The following is a 17,686-nucleotide window of genomic DNA, read 5'->3' as shown; positions in this document are numbered from 1 at the left end:
CACTTGCCCCTGTGGGAGCGAGCTTGCTCGCGATGAGGCCGGTAAAGATGGAAAACCTACAGCCTCGCTCAGCGCACCAAATGCAGGAACTGCAGGTGCCGCTCGTACTGGTCGAGGATGTCGTTGATGATTTGCTCCTTGGTGTAGCCCACCAGGTCGTAATCCTGGCTGCCTTCGCTCAAGTGCACCTCGGCACGGTAGTAGCGCCGGTTGTTGAGCTCCTTCGAGCCCATGCCGCCGCGGGCGAAGGACGGCGTGAAGTAGCCGCGCATCTGCACCTGGTAGATGAACGGATGCTGCTCGCCGTGACCGATCTCCAGGCTGACGCTGTCGTTGGCCGGGTCGGGCTGGGTCACCACCGTCAGCCCCTTCTCGACGAACACCGCGGTCACTTCTTCAATGGCCGGGCGCACCGTGGTGTCGAGGAAACGGTACACCTCATCACGAGACGGAAAATGCACCGCCTGGCTCAAGCGCTGACGCCAGCCACCCGTGCCCCGGCGCGATCCCGACACCGGTGCCAGGGAGTGCAATTGCGCGATCTGCTTCTGGGACTCCAGGTAAAACGCCTTGTGCAGGCCCCACATCATCAACAGCAAAATCAGTGAGAACGGCAAGGACGTCAGCACCACCGCCGACTTCAAGGCATCGATGCTGCCGGAGAACAACAACGCACTGGTCACCAGGGCCGTCATCGCACCCCAGAACACCCGCAGCCATTTCGGCCCATCCTCATCGGGATTGCCACCCTTGGCGGACAGCGTCGAAAGCACCACGGTGCCCGAGTCAGCGGACGTGACGAAGAACACGAAGCTGATGAACACGGTGACCGCGATGACGGTCTTGCTCCAGGGGTAGGTTTCCAGCAGCAGGTAAAGGCTCATCGACGGGTTTTCCAGGGCGGACATGCCCAGGGCACTCATGCCGTGGTTCAGCACTTGGTCGATGGCGCTGTTGCCGAAGATCGACATCCACGCCAGGGTGAAACCCAGGGGGATCAGCAGCACGCCAAACACGAATTCGCGGATGGTGCGGCCACGGGAAATCCGCGCGATGAACAGGCCCACGAACGGCGACCACGCGATCCACCAAGCCCAGTAGAACACCGTCCAGCCGCCCAGCCAGTCGCTGGGCTCGTTGTAGGCGTACAGGTCGAAACTTTTCATCGGCAAGGCGCCGAGGTAATCGCCGATGTTCTGGATCAACGTATTGAGCAAATGCTGGGTGGGTCCGGCGAACAACACGAACAGCAACAACGCACAGGCCAGCAGCATGTTGATGTCGGACATGACCCGCACGCCCTTGTCGACACCGGCCACCGCGACGATGATCGCCGCGCCCATCATCAGCACGATCAAACCAACTTGAATCCACTGGGTGTGAGCGATGCCGAACAGGTAGTCGAGCCCGGAATTGAGGTGCAGCACACCAAAACCCATGTCCGCGCCGAGGCCGAACACCGTCGCGATAATACCGAAGCCGTCCACGGCGTAGCCTATGGGGCCATTGATGCGCTTGCCGATCAGCGGGTACAGCGCCGAGCGCAGGGCCAGCGGCAAATTGTGCCGGTAGGCGAAATACGCCAGGGCCATGCCGACGAACGCGAAGACGCCCCAGCCGTGCAGGCCCCAGTGCAAGAACAGGATCTGCATGGCCTGGCGCGCCGCCTCGGCGGTACCGGCCTGGCCCTGGGGCGGCTGCACCATATGGGTCAGCGGCTCGGAAACGCAGAAGAAAAACAGCGTGATGCTGATGCCAGCGGCAAACAGCATACCGGCCCAGGACAGATAGCTGAATTCGGGCTCGTCGTGGTCGGCACCGAGCTTGATCTTGCCGTAGCCGGACAAGGCGGTGACCACCACGAAGACCAGATACAGCGTCATCGCGAGCATGTAGTACCAGCCGACCGTATTGGCCGCCCAGTTCTGCGCGGCCAGCAACCAGGCGCCAGCCTGGGTGGGCATGGCAATCACCACCAGGCCGAACAGCAGGATGAAGGTCGCGGCGAAGTAAAACACCGGCGGGTTCATGCGGACCAGGCCGCTGGGTGGCAGGGACGAAGCACTCATGGGCGAGGCACCCCGGGCAGCGAAACGGCGAGGGTCGAAAACGGACTCGGCAAAAGCAAGCCTCCTTATTGTGAGCGGGCAGCAAACCGACGGTTTAACTTGAATGAACGTTCAAGTTAAACATGAATAGGCAGCTAAGGACTAATCGCAGGGCTCAACGGCATGCTTCCTACGCTAGCCTACGGGAGGGTATGACGTTGCCTGGTGAGCATTCGTTCAGTGTCTAAGCCATATACACAGCCCCCTGTGGGAGCGAGCTTGCTCGCGATGGCGGTATGTCAGTCAATACAGAGGCCAACTGAACCAACGCTATCGCGAGCAAGCTCGCTCCCACAGGATTTGAGGTGTTCATAAATCATGTGTCACTCCCTGCCCGTCGCCGGTTTACTTCCAAACAAATGATTGCCGGTTGCCCACGAATATCCGCGTGCCTATAGTCCAGACATCGCCTACAACCAGTACGGACCCATGATCAAAGAACAGTTGTCTCGCTTTAACCGTCTCGACCTGCTCAGCCATCCGACACCGTTGGAAAAACTCGACCGCCTCTCCACCTGGCTCGGCCGGGACGTCTACATCAAGCGCGACGACCTGACGCCCCTGGCCTTGGGCGGCAACAAACTGCGCAAGCTCGAATACCTGGCCGCCGATGCCATCGCCCAAGGCGCCGATACCCTCATCACCGCCGGGGCGATCCAGTCCAACCACGTACGCCAGACCGCCGCCCTGGCCGCGAAGCTGGGCCTGGGTTGCGTGGCCTTGCTGGAAAACCCCATCGGCACCGAAGACAGCAATTACCTGGGCAACGGCAACCGGCTGCTGCTGGAGCTGTTCGACGCCAAGGTCGAGCTAGTGGAAAACCTGGACAACGCCGACGAGCAATTGCAGGCCCTCGCCGGACGCCTGCGCAGCAATGGGAAAAAGCCCTACCTGGTGCCGATTGGCGGTTCGAACGCCTTGGGCGCACTGGGGTATGTGCGCGCCGGCCTGGAATTGGCCGAGCAGATCAAGGACACCGGAATCGAGTTCGCTGCCGTGGTACTGGCCTCGGGCAGTGCCGGGACCCACAGCGGCCTGGCGCTGGCGTTGAGTGAAAGCCTGCCGGCGCTTCCGGTCATTGGCGTCACGGTTTCGCGCAGCGAGGAGGACCAGTTTCCGAAGGTCCAGGGCCTGGCCGAGCGCACGGCAGCGTTACTTGAAGTCGCCCTTCCGGAAGCGTTCAAAGTGATCCTGTGGGATGAATATTTTGCCCCCCGCTACGGCGAACCGAACGCCGGGACACTGGCGGCGGTCAAGCTGCTGGCCAGCCTGGAAGGCCTGTTGCTCGATCCGGTCTACACCGGCAAGGCCGTGGCCGGCCTGCTCGATGGCATTGGCCGCGACCGCTTCGACGAAGGCCCGATCATCTTCCTGCACACCGGCGGCGCACCGGCGTTGTTTGCCTATAACACCGTCTTCTGAAGATGTGGAAACCCTCAATGTGGGAGCGAGCTTGCTCGCGATGAGGGTGTGTCAGCTGATTGGAATTGGGCTGATCCACTGCTATCGCGAGCAAGCTCGCTCCCACAGGGGGTCATTCCAAACAGGCATATATGGTTGATTTAATATTATTTTCCAATCTATAAAAGCCAACTTATAGTCTCGCCGCAGGCGTATTTGCCGCGAGACGCCCAGGTTGCTTTAAGGCAGGATGTGGCAATCTTTTCGGATCGCGGCTACGCCTTATCTCAGCCAAAATAACCTCTTCATAAGAAAACACAGGGGCTTGTCATGAATTTTTCCGCATTACGTCGCAACCTGTTGGTCGGTTCGCTGGGCCTGGCATTGAGCGCCGGGCTGTTGGGGCAAGCGGTTGCCGGTGAGCAACTGCAGAAAATCAAGGATGCCGGTGAAATCAAGATCGGCCTGGAAGGCACTTATCCACCGTTCAGCTTCGTTGATGACAGCGGCAAGCTGACCGGCTTCGAAGTGGAATTCTCCGAAGCCCTGGCCAAGGAATTGGGTGTGAAGGTCAAGCTGCAGACGACCCCATGGGCCGGCATCCTCGCGGCGTTGGAATCCAAGCGTCTGGACGCAGTGGTCAACCAGGTGACTATCTCCGAGGAGCGTAAGAAAAAGTATGACTTCTCCGAGCCGTACACCGTTTCCGGGATTCAAGCGCTGGTACTGACCAAGAAAGCCGACGAGCTGAACATCAAGAAGGCCGCTGACCTGGACGGTAAGAAAGTCGGCGTGGGCTTGGGCACCAACTACGAACAGTGGGTAAAAGCTGAAGTACCGGGCGCCCAAGTCAAAACCTACGATGACGACCCTACCAAGTTCCAGGACCTGCGCGTCGGCCGTATCGATACCATCCTGATCGACCGTCTGGCCGCACTGGAATACGCCAAGAAAGCCAAGGACACCACCGTCACCAGCGAAGCCTTCTCCCGCCAGGAAGCCGGTATTGCCCTGCGCAAAGGCGAGCCCGAACTGCTGGCAGCCGTGAACAAGGCCATCGAGAAACTGCGCGCCGACGGTACGCTGAAGAAACTTTCGGAAAAATACTTCAGCGCTGACGTTACCCAATAATGGAAGCAGCTCTTCAACTCGCACTGGACTCCGCGCCCTTCCTGCTCAAGGGCGCGTATTACACGGTCATCCTCAGCCTGGGCGGCATGTTTTTCGGCTTGCTGCTGGGGTTCGGCCTGGCGCTGATGCGCCTGTCGCGCTTCAAACTGGTGAGCTGGATTGCCCGCATCTACGTGTCGTTCTTTCGCGGCACGCCGTTGCTGGTGCAGTTGTTCGTGATCTATTACGGGTTGCCGCAACTGGGCATCGAGCTGGATCCGCTGCCAGCGGCGCTGATCGGTTTCTCGCTGAACATGGCCGCCTATGCGTGTGAAATCCTGCGGGCCGCCATCAGCTCCATCGAGCGCGGCCAGTGGGAAGCGGCGGCGAGTATCGGCATGACCCGCGCCCAGACCCTGCGCCGGGCCATCCTGCCGCAAGCCGCACGCACGGCCCTGCCACCGTTGGGCAACAGCTTCATTTCCCTGGTCAAGGACACCGCGCTGGCGGCGACCATCCAGGTGCCGGAGCTGTTCCGCCAGGCGCAGTTGATCACCGCGCGAACCTTCGAAATCTTCACCATGTACCTTGCCGCCGCGCTGATCTATTGGGTTCTTGCCACCGTGCTCTCGCACCTGCAGAACGTCCTGGAAGCCCGGGTCAATCGGCATGACCAGGAGTCCTGACCCATGATTGTCGTGGAAAAACTGACAAAGCAGTTCAAGGGTCAGGTGGTGCTCAACGGCATTGACCTGAAGATCGAAGAAGGCGAAGTGGTTGCGATCATCGGCCCCAGCGGCTCGGGCAAGACGACGTTCCTGCGCTGCCTGAACTTCCTCGAAGAGCCTACCAGTGGCCGGATCAAGGTCGGCGACATCGAGATCGATGGCAGTCGTCCGCTGAACCAGCAACAAGGCCTGGTGCGCCGTTTGCGCCAGCAGGTGGGCTTCGTGTTCCAGAACTTCAACCTGTTCCCCCATCGCACCGCCTTGGAAAATGTCACCGAAGGCCCGCAAGTGGTGAAGAAAATTCCCCGCGCCGACGCCGAAGCCTTGGGGCGCAAGCTGTTGGCCAAGGTCGGGCTGGCCGGCAAGGAAAACGCCTACCCACGGCGCCTTTCCGGCGGCCAGCAACAGCGCGTGGCGATTGCCCGGGCGTTGGCGATGGAACCAGCGGTGATCCTGTTCGACGAGCCGACCTCGGCCCTCGATCCGGAGCTGGTAGGCGAGGTCCTGGCAACCATTCGCGGCCTGGCCGAAGAAAAGCGCACCATGGTCATCGTGACCCACGAAATGGGCTTCGCCCGGGACGTGGCCAACCGTGTGGTGTTTTTCGACAAAGGCGTGATCGTCGAACAAGGCGAAGCCAAGGCCTTGTTTGCGGCCCCCAAGGAAGAACGCACGCGACAGTTCCTCAGCAAGTTCCTCTCTGCCGGACACGGCGACCAGTAAATCAGTGTTATCACTTCCAGGGATGGAAGTGAGGCCGCCGCACAACTAACACGACATCGCCGCTCTTTTATCCGAACGACACAACTTGCAATTCACACCCGACTAAAAGCCTCCGTTTTTATATAGGAAGTAACCTATATAAAACTCTCGCAACATTTTCCCTCCGCCTTCCTCACAAACTTAGTTGTCAGACGCGGCTTCTAGCCCTTCTCGAAAAAACCAACGAGCCTAGGAAATTGGCCTGCCGCGCCGCGCATTCTTAACATGCACACGTAGGACGTTTCTGAAGCCTTTCACAACGAGTTATTAAGCAACCGGCTCTATTGACACTGAAACTGTAGAGCCCTTATCTAGTGCCCGACAGGCGACGCACCGTATTTTAGTTTGCGCAGTGACTAAGCGCAGACAGCCCCTATGACTACACCCATAACATATACATCGCGATGATCTATCGCCTTTTGATCTTCCCGAAACGGACTTAGTTTTCAAGCATCAAGGAGAACACCATGACATGTAAGTCGAAGAGTCCTGAACTGGCCGCCCCCACACTGGCCAATGCCCACCCTACTGGCATCAATATCGCCAACGCCGCTCACCTGGAGGTGGCTATTGCGCCTTACCCCGGCATGGACACCGGTGACCTGATCGAACTGTTCTGGGACAACTGCTACGTCGGTTCACGCGTGCTGTCCCAGGCCGACGTACTGGGCAACATCACGATGCGGGTCCCGGAGAGCTTCATCGTCAACGGCACCTCGCGCATCCATTATCGGGTGATGCAGGTCGGACGCGGGCCGGCGCTGTCGGCCAAGCAACAGGTGCTGGTGAAGCTCGATTGTCCCGGCGGCCAACCGTTGGCCCTGAGCGGCGATGAAAACCAGGGCTTGGCGCCGGTGCGCATTCCCACCACCATCCGGCGCCAAGGGGTGAACCCGAGCCAGATCAAGCGCGGCGTACCGCTGACCATCGAACCCTACCTGAACATGGCCGTCGGCGATGCCGTGACCCTGCGCTGGGGCGATGTACGCATGGACCTGCCTGCGCTCACCGCCAGCGAGGTCGGCCAGCCGATCAATATCTGGGTCCCGCCGCAGATCATCCTGGAGGCGGGAGAAGACCTGCGCCTGGAAGTGACCTACTGCATCCTCGACCGCGTGGGCAACAACTCCCACTGGGCACCGCCACGGACGTTGAAGATCGGTTGCGCCAATCCCTATCCGAAGAAGCCCTCGAAAGAGGCCCTCATGGCCGCTGAACCGCAACATCGAGCGCCTTGATACAGAGCGCTTTTGGTGGCGAGGGAGCTTGCTCCCGCTTGGGTGCGCAGCGCCCACCGATGAAAGAAGGGTTGCTGCGCAACCCAGCGGGAGCAAGCTCCCTCGCCACAGAGGACTCCTTCAAATTGAATCTAACCTATATATATTCCTAAAAGTTAGTTCAAAAATAATTTACACACGCCTAGGGTATATAAACCGGACCACCGGACATTCTAGATTTTTGCTCGCCGCCTTCATCGCGGCGTTTCTTGAGATGTGAGGTGGGTATGGAACGGAACACAATCGCCCCAGTGCAGTATGCCAAGGCACTGCCCGCAGCCACGGAGTGGCTGTAATGTCGGATTTGGCGCAAGCAAAGGTCCAGAGCGACCTGGACATCGCCCCCCTGCTGTTGCCCGCGCAAGTGTTGCGCAACGATGCCGAGGCGATCAAGGCCGCCCATGAACTGGCACAGGTCGCCCGTCAGCAAGCCGCGCGTCGTGACCAGCAACGCAAGCTGCCTTGGGCGGAAATCGAGCAATTCACCCGCAGCGGACTGGGCAGCATCGCCGTTCCCCGGGCTTACGGCGGCCCGCAGGTTTCGTTCGTCACCCTGGCCGACGTGTTCGCAATCATTTCCGCCGCCGACCCGGCCCTGGGGCAGATCCCCCAGAACCAGTTCGGCGTGCTCCAGCTGATTCTCGGTACCGGTACCGAACGGCAAAAAAAAATCCTGTTGCAGAGCGTGCTCGAAGGCTGGCGCATTGGCAATGCCGGGCCCGAACGTGGCACTCGCAACACCCTTGAACTCAAGGCGCGGATCACCGCCGACGGTGACGGCTTCGTCATCAATGGCCAGAAGTTCTATTCCACTGGCGCACTGTTCGCCCACTGGGTCGCGGTCAAGGCACTGAATGACGAGGGCCGGCAAGTGCTGGCGTTCGTGCGGCGTGGCACCCCGGGCCTGCGCATCGTCGACGATTGGTCGGGCTTCGGCCAACGCACCACAGCCAGCGGCACCGTACTGCTGAACAATGTGCGGGTGGATGCCGAGTTAGTGCTGGAGAACTGGCGCATCAACGAAACGCCCGGTGTGCAAGGGGCGATTTCCCAACTGATCCAGGCCGCCATTGATGCAGGCATTGCTCGTGGCGCCATCGACGATGCCATCGCCTTCGTCCGCGAACGGGCCCGGCCCTGGATCGACGCCAAGGTCGACCGGGCCAGTGATGACCTCTACGTGATCGCCGACATCGGCAAGCTGAAAATCGAGTTGCACGCCGCCGAAGCGTTGCTGCGCAAGGCCGGACAAGTACTGGACCAAGTCAGTGCCGCCCCCATCACCGCGCAATCGTCCGCCCGCGCCTCGATTGCCGTGGCCGAAGCCAAGGCACTCACCACCGAGATCGCCCTGCAAGCCAGCGAAAAACTGTTCGAGCTGGCCGGCAGCCGCGCCACCCTCGCCGAATTCAATCTTGATCGCCACTGGCGCAACGCACGGGTCCATACCCTGCACGACCCGGTGCGCTGGAAGTATCACGCGGTAGGCGCCTACCACCTGAACGGCACCTTGCCGGCCCGGCATTCCTGGATCTGACGACCCGACCTCTGGAGCAGTACATGACGTTTTCTCAACACGTCGCGGTGATCACCAGCGATGAACAAGCCCTGATCGTGGCCAGTGACCTGGCCGATGACTTCAAGCGCGACAGTGCCCTGCGCGACCGCGAGCGGCGCTTGCCGTACCCGGAACTGGAGGCCTTCTCCCGCTCAGGCCTGTGGGGCATCAGTGTACCCAAGGCCTATGGCGGTGCCGGTGTGTCCAACGTCACCCTGGCCAAAGTCATTGCCCTGATTTCCCAGGCCGACGGCTCGCTGGGGCAGATTCCGCAAAATCATTTCTACGCCCTGGAGGTGTTGCGGGTAAACGGCACTGAAGCGCAAAAACAACGCCTGTACGCCGAAGTGCTCGCCGGGCAGCGTTTTGGTAACGCCCTGGCCGAACTTGGTACGAAGACTGCCCATGACCGCACCACCCAACTGCGCCGCGACGGCGAGGGCTATCGCATCAACGGCCGCAAGTTCTACGCCACGGGGGCTATCTATGCCCAGCGTATCCCCACCTCGGTGGTGGATGAAAACGGCGTGCAACAACTGGCATTCGTCCCTCGTGACAGCAAAGGCCTGACGGTGATCGACGACTGGAGCGGTTTCGGCCAGCGCACCACAGGCAGTGGTTCGGTGGTGTTTGAAAACGTGTATGTCGCCACCGACGACATCGTGCCCTTCCAAAGTGCTTTCGAACGTCCCACACCGGTGGGGCCACTGGCGCAGATTCTTCACGCAGCCATCGACACCGGCATCGCCCGCGCCGCCTATGAAGACGCCTTGCATTTTGTCCGCAGCAAAACCCGTCCCTGGATCGATGCCACCAGCGACATCGCCACCGAAGACCCGCACACCCTCAAGAGTTTCGGCCAACTGAGCATCCGCCTGCATGCCGCCGAAGCCTTGTTGGAACGCGCCGGAGAATTCCTCGACCGGGCCCAGGCCGACACCGGGGCCGACACGGTCGCCGCCGCCTCGATTGCCGTGGCCGAAGCCCGTGCCATCAGCACCGAAACATCCCTGGCCGCCAGCAGCACGCTGTTCGAATTGGCCGGCAGCCAGGCGACCCTGGCCGAACATGGCCTCGACCGTCACTGGCGCAATGCCCGGGTGCACACCCTGCATGATCCGGTGCGCTGGAAATACCACGCCGTGGGCAACTTCTACCTCAACGACGAAAAACCGCCGCTGCGGGGGACCATCTGATGGCGGCCGGCAAAAAAAAGATCCTGCTCAACGCGTTCAACATGAACTGCATCGGGCACATCAACCATGGGCTGTGGACTCATCCCCAGGACACCTCGACTCAGTTCAACACCCTCGAATACTGGACCGCCCTGGCGCAATTGCTCGAGCGCGGGTTGTTCGACGGGTTGTTCATCGCCGACATCGTTGGCGTCTATGACGTGTACCAACAGTCGGTGGATGTCACGCTCAAGGAGTCGATCCAACTGCCGGTCAATGACCCATTGCTGCTGGTCTCCGCGATGGCCGCCGTGACGAAAAACCTGGGCTTCGGCCTCACCGCCAACCTGACCTACGAACCGCCCTACCTGTTTGCCCGACGCATGAGCACCCTCGACCACCTGAGTCGCGGCCGGGTCGGCTGGAACATCGTCACCGGCTACCTGGACAGCGCCGCCAAAGCCATGGGCCTGACGGCGCAAGTCGAGCATGACCGCCGCTACGACCAGGCCGATGAATACCTGCAAGTGCTCTACAAACTGTGGGAGGGCAGCTGGGAAAACGACGCTGTGATCAACGACCGCGAGCAGCGGATCTATGCCCAACCGGAGAAAGTGCACAAGGTCCGCCACCAAGGCGAGTTCTACCAGGTCGAGGGCTATCACCTGTGCGAACCATCGCCCCAACGCACCCCGGTGCTGTTCCAGGCCGGCAGTTCCGAGCGTGGTTTGCTGTTCGCCGGGCGGCACGCCGAGTGCGTGTTCATCAGCGGCCAGAACAAACCGGCGACCAAGGCCCAGGTGGACAAGGTCCGCGCCAGTGCCATCGAGGCCGGACGCAACCCCGAGGACATCAAGGTGTTCATGGGCCTGAACGTGATCGTCGGCGAGACCGAGGCGGCCGCCTGGGCCAAGCATGCCGAATACCTCAGCTACGCCAGTGCCGAAGCCGGGGTGGCGCATTTTTCCGCGTCGACGGGGATCGATTTTTCCCAGTACGAACTGGACGAGCCGATCCAGTACGTCAAGAGCAACGCCATCCAGTCCGCCACCAAGACCCTGCAGAACAACGACTGGACCCGGCGCAAATTGTTGCAGCAACACGCCTTGGGCGGTCGCTACATCACGGTGGTGGGCTCGCCCGAACAGGTGGCCGATGAGCTGGAGTCGTGGATCGCTGAAACCGGCCTCAATGGCTTCAACCTGACTCGCATCGTGACGCCGCAAAGCTACGTGGACTTCATCGACCTGGTGATCCCCGAGTTGCAGCGACGCGGCTCGTACAAGACCGAATACGACAACGGCACCTTGCGGGAAAAGCTGTTCCGCGCAGAGGCCCATCTACCCGAACAACACACCGGTTCGACCTACCGCCAAAAAAGCGCACGGCTCAATTAATCAATGACTGGAATAACCGACATGACCACGCAACTCCTGACCCTGCCAGTCAAAGCACTGGCCCTGGCCCTCGGCCTGTTCAGCTCGGCGCTGTTTGCCGCCGACGCACCGTTGAAGATCGGCACCACCGCCGCGTTCGCCATTCCCCTGGAGGCAGCGGTCGAAGAAGCCGGCAAGCAAGGCCTGAAGGTCGAACTGGTGGAGTTCAGCGACTGGATCGCGCCCAATGTCAGCCTGGCCTCCGGTGACATCGACGTGAATTACTTCCAGCACATCCCGTTCCTGGAAAACGCCAAGGCCGCCGCCGGGTTCGACCTGGTGCCGTTTGCGCCGGGGATCATCAACAACGTTGGTCTCTATTCGAAAAAATACAAAAGCTTCGACGAACTGCCCGAAGGCGCCAGCGTCGCCATTGCCAACGACCCGATCAACAGCGGTCGCGGCCTGCAACTGCTGGCCAAGGCCGGGCTGATCAGCCTCAAGCCGGGCGTCGGCTACAAGGCCACCGAAGACGACATCGTCGCCAACCCGAAGAAACTCAAGATCCTGCAAGTCGAAGCGGTGCAACTGGTGCGCGCCTATGAAGACGCCGACCTGGTGCAGGGTTATCCGGCCTACATCCGCCTGGCCAAGACCTTCGATGCCAGCTCGGCCTTGCTGTTCGACGGCCTCGATCACAAGGAATACGTGATTCAGTTCGTGATCCAGCCCAAGAGCCAGAACGATCCACGGCTGATCAAGTTCGTCGACATCTACCAGCACTCGCCAGTCGTGCGCGCCGCCCTGGACAAGGCCCACGGCAAGCTCTACCAGGCCGGTTGGGAAGGCTGACATGAACGCCGTCAACGCGCGACTGCGCGACGAAGCCCCCGCGCCGCAAAGCGCCGACCAGACTGAACTGCATCCAGAGTTGAACCGTGCCCACGTGCGCTTCATCGGCCTGGGCAAGACCTACAACGGCAGCCAGGGCCCGGTGGCGGCGCTGCAGGGCATCGACCTGGCGATCCAGCGCGGCGAAGTGTTCGGCATCATCGGCCGCAGCGGTGCTGGCAAGTCTTCGCTGATCCGCACCATCAACCGGCTCGAACAACCCACCAGTGGCCGGGTGTTGATCGACCGGGTGGACATCGGCGAGTTCGATGAAGACCGCCTGGTGGAGCTGCGTCGGCGCATCGGCATGATCTTCCAGCACTTCAACCTGATGTCGGCCAAGACCGTGTGGCAGAACGTCGAACTGCCGCTCAAGGTCGCCGGCGTGCCCAAGGAGCAGCGCCAGCGCAAAGTCCGCGAGCTGTTGGAGCTGGTGGGTCTGCACGGCAAGCACAAGGCCTACCCGGCGCAGCTTTCGGGCGGGCAGAAGCAACGCGTCGGGATTGCCCGGGCGCTGGTGCATGACCCGCAGATCCTGCTGTGCGACGAGGCCACCTCGGCCCTGGACCCGGAGACCACCCAGTCGATCCTCGGCCTGCTGCGCGAGATCAACCAGCGGCTGGGCCTGACCATCGTATTGATCACCCATGAAATGGCAGTGATTCGCGAAGTCTGCGACCGGGTGGTGGTGCTTGAGCAGGGGCGGATCGTCGAGCAGGGACCGGTCTGGGAAGTCTTCGGCAACCCGCAACATGAGGTCAGCCGGACGCTGCTGGCGCCGTTGCAACACGCCATCCCGGAAGAACTGCAAAGTCGCCTGCAGGTGCTGCCGGCGTCGGCGGACGCGGCTACGGTGCTGCGCCTGCAATTCACCGGCATAGATCGCGAGGAACCGGATCTTGCCGCCTTGTTCAGCGCCCTGGGCGGGCGGGTGCGATTGCTGCACGGCGGCATCGAACGGATTCAGGGCCACGGGCTGGGGCAATTGCTGCTGGCCGTGAGCGGTTCGTCGTGGGGCGCCGAGGAACTGCGGCAACGGGCGGGCAATTGGGCGCAACGGGTGGAGGTGCTGGGTTATGTGGTTTGATCGGTTACTGCAAGGTTTCATCGACACGTTCCTGATGGTCGGCGTGTCGTCGTTGATCGCGTTGCTGGCGGGCATCCCGCTGGCGGTGATCCTGGTCACCAGCGGCAAGGGCGGGATCTATGAAGCGCCGGCCTTGAACCGGGCCTTGGGCGCGTTCGTGAACCTGTTCCGCTCGATACCGTTCCTGATTTTGATGGTGGCGCTGATTCCGTTCACCCGGCTGATCGTCGGCACCACCTATGGCGTGTGGGCCGCGGTCGTACCGCTGACCATCGCCGCCACGCCGTTCTTCGCCCGTATCGCCGAAGTCAGCCTGCGGGAAGTCGACCATGGCCTGATCGAAGCGGCCCAGGCCATGGGTTGCCGCCGCTGGCACATCGTCTGGCATGTGCTGCTGCCCGAAGCCCTGCCGGGCATCGTCGGCGGTTTCACCATCACGCTGGTGACCATGATCAACTCCTCGGCCATGGCCGGGGCAATCGGTGCCGGTGGCCTGGGCGACATCGCCTACCGCTATGGCTACCAGCGTTTCGACAGCCAGATCATGCTCACGGTGATCGTGTTGCTGGTGGCGTTGGTCGCTGTGATCCAATTGGGGGGTGACCGCCTGGCGCGGGGCTTGAATAAGCGCTGAGTTTGTAGGGACTGTGGGAGCCCAGCTTGCTCGCGAACAGGCGACACGGTTTCAACTTCAATACCGTGTCATCGTTCATCGCGAGCAAGCTTTGCTCCCACAGGGGGTGACCCGTGGATGTGCGGTATAGTCAGCCCAACGTTTCCCACCCAAGCCAATACCCATGAAACACACCGCCGACGACCTGCACGCCATCACCGCCACGACCCTGAGCCATTACAACGCCGTGGCAGAAAGCTTCCGCGAAGGCACCCGCGACCATGATGTCAGCCAGAACATCGACGCCTTGCTGCGCCATATCCAGGGCCAGGCACCGCTGCACATCCTGGATTTCGGCTGCGGCCCGGGGCGCGACCTGCGCACCTTCACAGCCATGGGCCATGTCGCGGTCGGCCTCGACGGTTCAGCGGAATTTGCCCGCATGGCGCGCCAGGACAGCGGTTGTGAGGTGTGGCAGCAGGACTTCCTGGAACTCGACCTGCCGGCCGAACGCTTTGACGGGATTTTCGCCAACGCGGTGCTGTTTCATGTCCCGGTCCAGGAACTGCCTCGGGTACTCCGGCAACTGCACGCCACGCTCAAGCCCGGCGGCGTGCTGTTCAGCTCGAACCCTCGGGGCGAAAACCAGGAGGGCTGGAATGGCCAGCGCTTCGGCGCCTATCACGACCTCGCGGCCTGGCGCACATTGCTCACGCAAGCGGGCTTTGTAGAGCTGGAGCATTATTACCGGCCGGCGGGGCTGCCGCGGGAGCAACAGCCTTGGTTGGCGAGTGTCTGGCGTAAGGCTTGAGAGCCGGCCCGGCTCGGCTCGACCGACTGAATGCTGCCCCTGTGGCGAGGGAGCTTGCTCCCGCTCGGCTCTGTAGGAGCTGGCGAAGCCTGCGATCTTTTGACCTTTCACTTGAGACTCAAGTGTCTGGGGAAAGATCGCAGCCTCGTTGCACTCGTCAGCTCCTACGACCCAACCACTTCTGCGACAACTGCTCCAGCCTCCCGTCATCCTTGATACGCGTCAGGGCGTTATCCAGGCTGGCCTTGAACGCCGGGTTGCCCTTCTGGAACGGAATCACCAGGCTCGGTGGCGGGCCGCTCTTCTCTTCTTCCGGCTGGAACGACTGCGCCATGACCAACGGACGCTGCGGCTCCTCCTTGCTCGCCAGCAGTTGTGCATCCGGACGGCTGTAAGCGGCACTGAGGTCGAAACGTTCGGCCAGTTCCGGGGTCATTGCTATGTGGTTGATGGCAACGTCGTACTTGCCACTCTCCACACCGGGCAGCAGATCCCCGGCATCGGTGACCACGAAATCGGGTCGTACATCGAGTTCAGCCGCGAGCATTTCACCCAGCTCCACTTCGAAGCCGGTGAGTTTGCCGTCTTCCTTGAAGTTGAAGGGCGCGGTGTTGGCCTCAAGGGCAATGCGCAGTTCGCCACGGTCATTGATGTCATCGATCAGTTCGGCATGAGCCAGGGGGCTCAAAAGGGGTAGCAGGCAAATCAGGCCAGGCAGAAAGCGCATGGTCACTCCTTTGTATTTATACAAGCGACGCTCGTTTCAGGCTCGCTTTGCTATGGTTGTTGCAGGCTTCGACAACGATTGGTCATGAAGTTGTGATGGCCAGGCGGATTTCATGGAAAAACTGGAGAAAAAAATGAAAAGCTTTATGTCTCGTGCCGCGTTGGCCGGTCTGTTATTGGGCGCTTCGATGCTGGCAAGCGCCGCGACACCGGCGCCTAAAGGTGCTGAAGTGTTCATCGTTTCCCCGGAAGACGGCGACACCGTCGCCCAGGAATTCACGGTCAAGTTCGGCGTCAAGGACATCGCCCTGGCCCCCGCCGGCGATGTGACCAAGAACACTGGCCATCACCATTTGCTGATCGATGTCGACACGTTGCCTGCGGCAGGCGCAGCGATTCCAAACGACGCCAACCACATGCACTTCGGCAAGGCACAGACCCAGGCCACCATCAAACTGGCCCCGGGCAAGCACACCTTGCAATTGATCCTGGGCGACAGTGGCCACATGCCGTTCGAGCCGTCGATCGTGTCCAAGAAGATCACGGTCACCGTGAAATAACAGCACCGACTGATACAACACAAACGCCTGTGGGAGCAAAGCTTGCTCGCGATAGCAGTGGTCCATTGAACATGGATGCCAACTGGACGACCGCTATCGCGAGCAAGCTTTGCTCCCACAAGATTTCATGTTGTGCCAGGCAAAAAAACGGGAGCCCCTTGCGAGGCTCCCGTTTTTTTTACTGCAAAGCCAGCCTGCTTAGAACAACACGCGGCAACGAATCGTGCCATTGATGTGCTGCAGCTTCTCTTGCGCCAGGTCCGAGTATTCGGCGTCGACATCGATCACGACGTAGCCGACTTTCTCGTTGGTCTGCAGGAACTGACCGGAAATGTTGATGCCGTTTTCGGCGAAGACCTTGTTGATCTCGCTCATCACACCCGGGATGTTCTCGTGGATGTGCAGCAGGCGATGCTTGCCAGGGTGTGCCGGCAGGGCCACTTCCGGGAAGTTCACCGACGATACCGACGTACCGTTGTCGCTGTACTTGACCAGCTTCTCCGCCACTTCCAGGCCGATGTTGGCTTGGGCTTCAGCGGTGGAACCGCCGATGTGCGGGGTCAGGATCACGTTGTCCAGGCCACGCAGCGGGCTTTCGAAGATGTCGTCGTTGGAGCGTGGTTCCACCGGGAACACGTCGATGGCCGCGCCGATCAGGTGCTTGTCCTTGATCGCTTCGGCCAGGGCGTCGAGCTTGACCACGGTGCCACGCGCGGCGTTGATCAGGATCCCGCCCTTCTTGATGGCACGGATTTCCTTCTCGCCGATCATCCACTGGGTGGCGGCGGTTTCCGGTACGTGCAGGGTCACGATGTCGGACATGCCCAGCAGCTCGTGCAAGTCGTTGACCTGGGTGGCGTTGCCCAGGGGCAGCTTGGTCACGGTGTCGTAGAAGAACACTTGCATGCCCAGGCCTTCGGCCAGGACCGACAACTGCGTGCCGATCGAGCCGTAGCCGACGATACCCAGCTTCTTGCCGCGGATTTCGAAGGAGTTGGCCGCGCTCTTGATCCAGCCACCACGGTGGCAGGAAGCGTTCTTCTCAGGGATGCCGCGCAGCAGCAGGATCGCTTCGGCCAGCACCAGCTCGGCAACGGAACGGGTGTTGGAGTACGGCGCGTTGAACACCGCGATACCGCGCTCGCGAGCCGCGTTGAGGTCAACCTGGTTGGTGCCGATGCAGAAGCAGCCGACCGCCACCAGTTTCTTGGCGTGGTCGAAGATCTCTTCGGTCAGTTGAGTACGGGAGCGAATGCCGATGAAGTGAGCATCGGCGATCTTTTCCTTGAGCTGGGCTTCCGGCAGAGAACTGGTGATGTACTCGATGCTGGTGTAGCCCGCCGACTTGAGGACGTCGACAGCCGATTGGTGGACGCCTTCGAGAAGAAGGAACTTGATCTTGCTCTTATCGAGAGAAGTCTTGCTCATCTGCGTAAACCTGTGTCCCGGAGAAAAATGGCAGGGAATCGGACAGCGCATGCTGGCCCGACCGGCGTGACAGCC

16 protein-coding genes are annotated in these 17,686 nt (G+C 61.0%); 13 read left to right on the top strand and 3 right to left on the bottom strand.

Annotated features, from left to right (window positions below; all coding sequences use genetic code 11):
* Nucleotides 1-68: 68 nt before the first annotated feature.
* Nucleotides 69-2,030, bottom strand: coding sequence for a choline transporter BetT (gene betT, locus IB266_RS18475; RefSeq protein ID WP_192262104.1), 1,962 nt, complete (start codon nt 2,028-2,030; stop codon nt 69-71).
* A gap of 507 nt (nt 2,031-2,537) precedes the next feature.
* On the opposite strand from betT, the gene IB266_RS18470 reads away from it, so the two are divergent.
* The 12 genes from IB266_RS18470 to IB266_RS18415 all read left to right on the top strand — a co-directional run bounded on the left by IB266_RS18470 (nt 2,538) and on the right by IB266_RS18415 (nt 14,897).
* Nucleotides 2,538-3,530, top strand: coding sequence for a D-cysteine desulfhydrase (locus IB266_RS18470; RefSeq protein WP_192262035.1), 993 nt, complete (start codon nt 2,538-2,540; stop codon nt 3,528-3,530).
* Nucleotides 3,531-3,839: 309 nt separating this feature from the next.
* Nucleotides 3,840-4,640: a cystine ABC transporter substrate-binding protein gene (gene tcyJ, locus IB266_RS18465; RefSeq protein WP_060739685.1), complete on the top strand. Its 801-nt coding sequence runs from the start codon at nt 3,840-3,842 to the stop codon at nt 4,638-4,640.
* Nucleotides 4,640-5,305, top strand: a complete 666-nt coding sequence (gene tcyL, locus IB266_RS18460; RefSeq protein ID WP_060739686.1) for a cystine ABC transporter permease — start codon at nt 4,640-4,642, stop codon at nt 5,303-5,305. The genes tcyJ and tcyL overlap by 1 nt, the downstream gene beginning before the upstream one ends.
* Nucleotides 5,306-5,308: 3 nt before the next feature.
* Nucleotides 5,309-6,070, top strand: coding sequence for an L-cystine ABC transporter ATP-binding protein TcyN (tcyN, locus tag IB266_RS18455; protein ID WP_072409216.1), 762 nt, complete (start codon nt 5,309-5,311; stop codon nt 6,068-6,070).
* Between the two features lie 506 nt (nt 6,071-6,576).
* Nucleotides 6,577-7,347, top strand: a complete 771-nt coding sequence (locus IB266_RS18450; protein ID WP_192262034.1) for a hypothetical protein — start codon at nt 6,577-6,579, stop codon at nt 7,345-7,347.
* A 334-nt stretch (nt 7,348-7,681) separates the two neighbouring features.
* Nucleotides 7,682-8,923 (top strand): SfnB family sulfur acquisition oxidoreductase, encoded by a 1,242-nt coding sequence (locus IB266_RS18445; protein WP_072409220.1) that lies wholly within the window; start codon nt 7,682-7,684, stop codon nt 8,921-8,923.
* Between the two features lie 23 nt (nt 8,924-8,946).
* On the top strand, nt 8,947-10,140 hold the full coding sequence (locus tag IB266_RS18440) for an SfnB family sulfur acquisition oxidoreductase (RefSeq protein ID WP_192262033.1): 1,194 nt from the start codon (nt 8,947-8,949) through the stop codon (nt 10,138-10,140).
* Nucleotides 10,140-11,516, top strand: a complete 1,377-nt coding sequence (locus tag IB266_RS18435; RefSeq protein WP_192262032.1) for an LLM class flavin-dependent oxidoreductase — start codon at nt 10,140-10,142, stop codon at nt 11,514-11,516. The genes IB266_RS18440 and IB266_RS18435 overlap by 1 nt, the downstream gene beginning before the upstream one ends.
* Before the next feature lie 21 nt (nt 11,517-11,537).
* Nucleotides 11,538-12,347: a MetQ/NlpA family ABC transporter substrate-binding protein gene (locus tag IB266_RS18430; protein WP_092329978.1), complete on the top strand. Its 810-nt coding sequence runs from the start codon at nt 11,538-11,540 to the stop codon at nt 12,345-12,347.
* Nucleotide 12,348: 1 nt separating this feature from the next.
* Nucleotides 12,349-13,473 (top strand): methionine ABC transporter ATP-binding protein, encoded by a 1,125-nt coding sequence (locus IB266_RS18425; RefSeq protein WP_192262031.1) that lies wholly within the window; start codon nt 12,349-12,351, stop codon nt 13,471-13,473.
* The gene (locus tag IB266_RS18420; protein ID WP_025211262.1) at nt 13,463-14,107 is read left to right on the top strand and encodes a methionine ABC transporter permease; all 645 of its coding nucleotides are present in this window, start codon (nt 13,463-13,465) and stop codon (nt 14,105-14,107) included. Before IB266_RS18425 ends, IB266_RS18420 begins: the two co-directional genes overlap by 11 nt.
* Nucleotides 14,108-14,270: 163 nt before the next feature.
* A complete protein-coding gene (locus IB266_RS18415; protein WP_192262030.1) occupies nt 14,271-14,897 on the top strand; it encodes a class I SAM-dependent methyltransferase in 627 nt (208 codons plus the stop codon).
* A gap of 157 nt (nt 14,898-15,054) precedes the next feature.
* Here the strand turns inward: IB266_RS18415 and IB266_RS18410 are convergent, their stop codons facing one another.
* Nucleotides 15,055-15,624: a transporter substrate-binding domain-containing protein gene (locus IB266_RS18410; protein WP_192262029.1), complete on the bottom strand. Its 570-nt coding sequence runs from the start codon at nt 15,622-15,624 to the stop codon at nt 15,055-15,057.
* 133 nt (nt 15,625-15,757) lie between these two features.
* On the opposite strand from IB266_RS18410, the gene IB266_RS18405 reads away from it, so the two are divergent.
* Nucleotides 15,758-16,183, top strand: coding sequence for a DUF4399 domain-containing protein (locus IB266_RS18405; protein ID WP_192262028.1), 426 nt, complete (start codon nt 15,758-15,760; stop codon nt 16,181-16,183).
* Between the two features lie 198 nt (nt 16,184-16,381).
* Here IB266_RS18405 and serA read toward each other — a convergent pair whose 3' ends face one another.
* Entirely contained in the window at nt 16,382-17,611 is a 1,230-nt protein-coding gene (gene serA, locus IB266_RS18400) for a phosphoglycerate dehydrogenase (RefSeq protein WP_025211258.1), read from the bottom strand.
* Nucleotides 17,612-17,686: the final 75 nt, after the last annotated feature.

It is taken from the genome of Pseudomonas sp. Pdm06 (assembly GCF_014851795.1).
Classification (GTDB): Bacteria; Pseudomonadota; Gammaproteobacteria; order Pseudomonadales; family Pseudomonadaceae; genus Aquipseudomonas; species Aquipseudomonas fluorescens_AA.
This window is presented reverse-complemented; position numbering and strand designations above follow the sequence as displayed.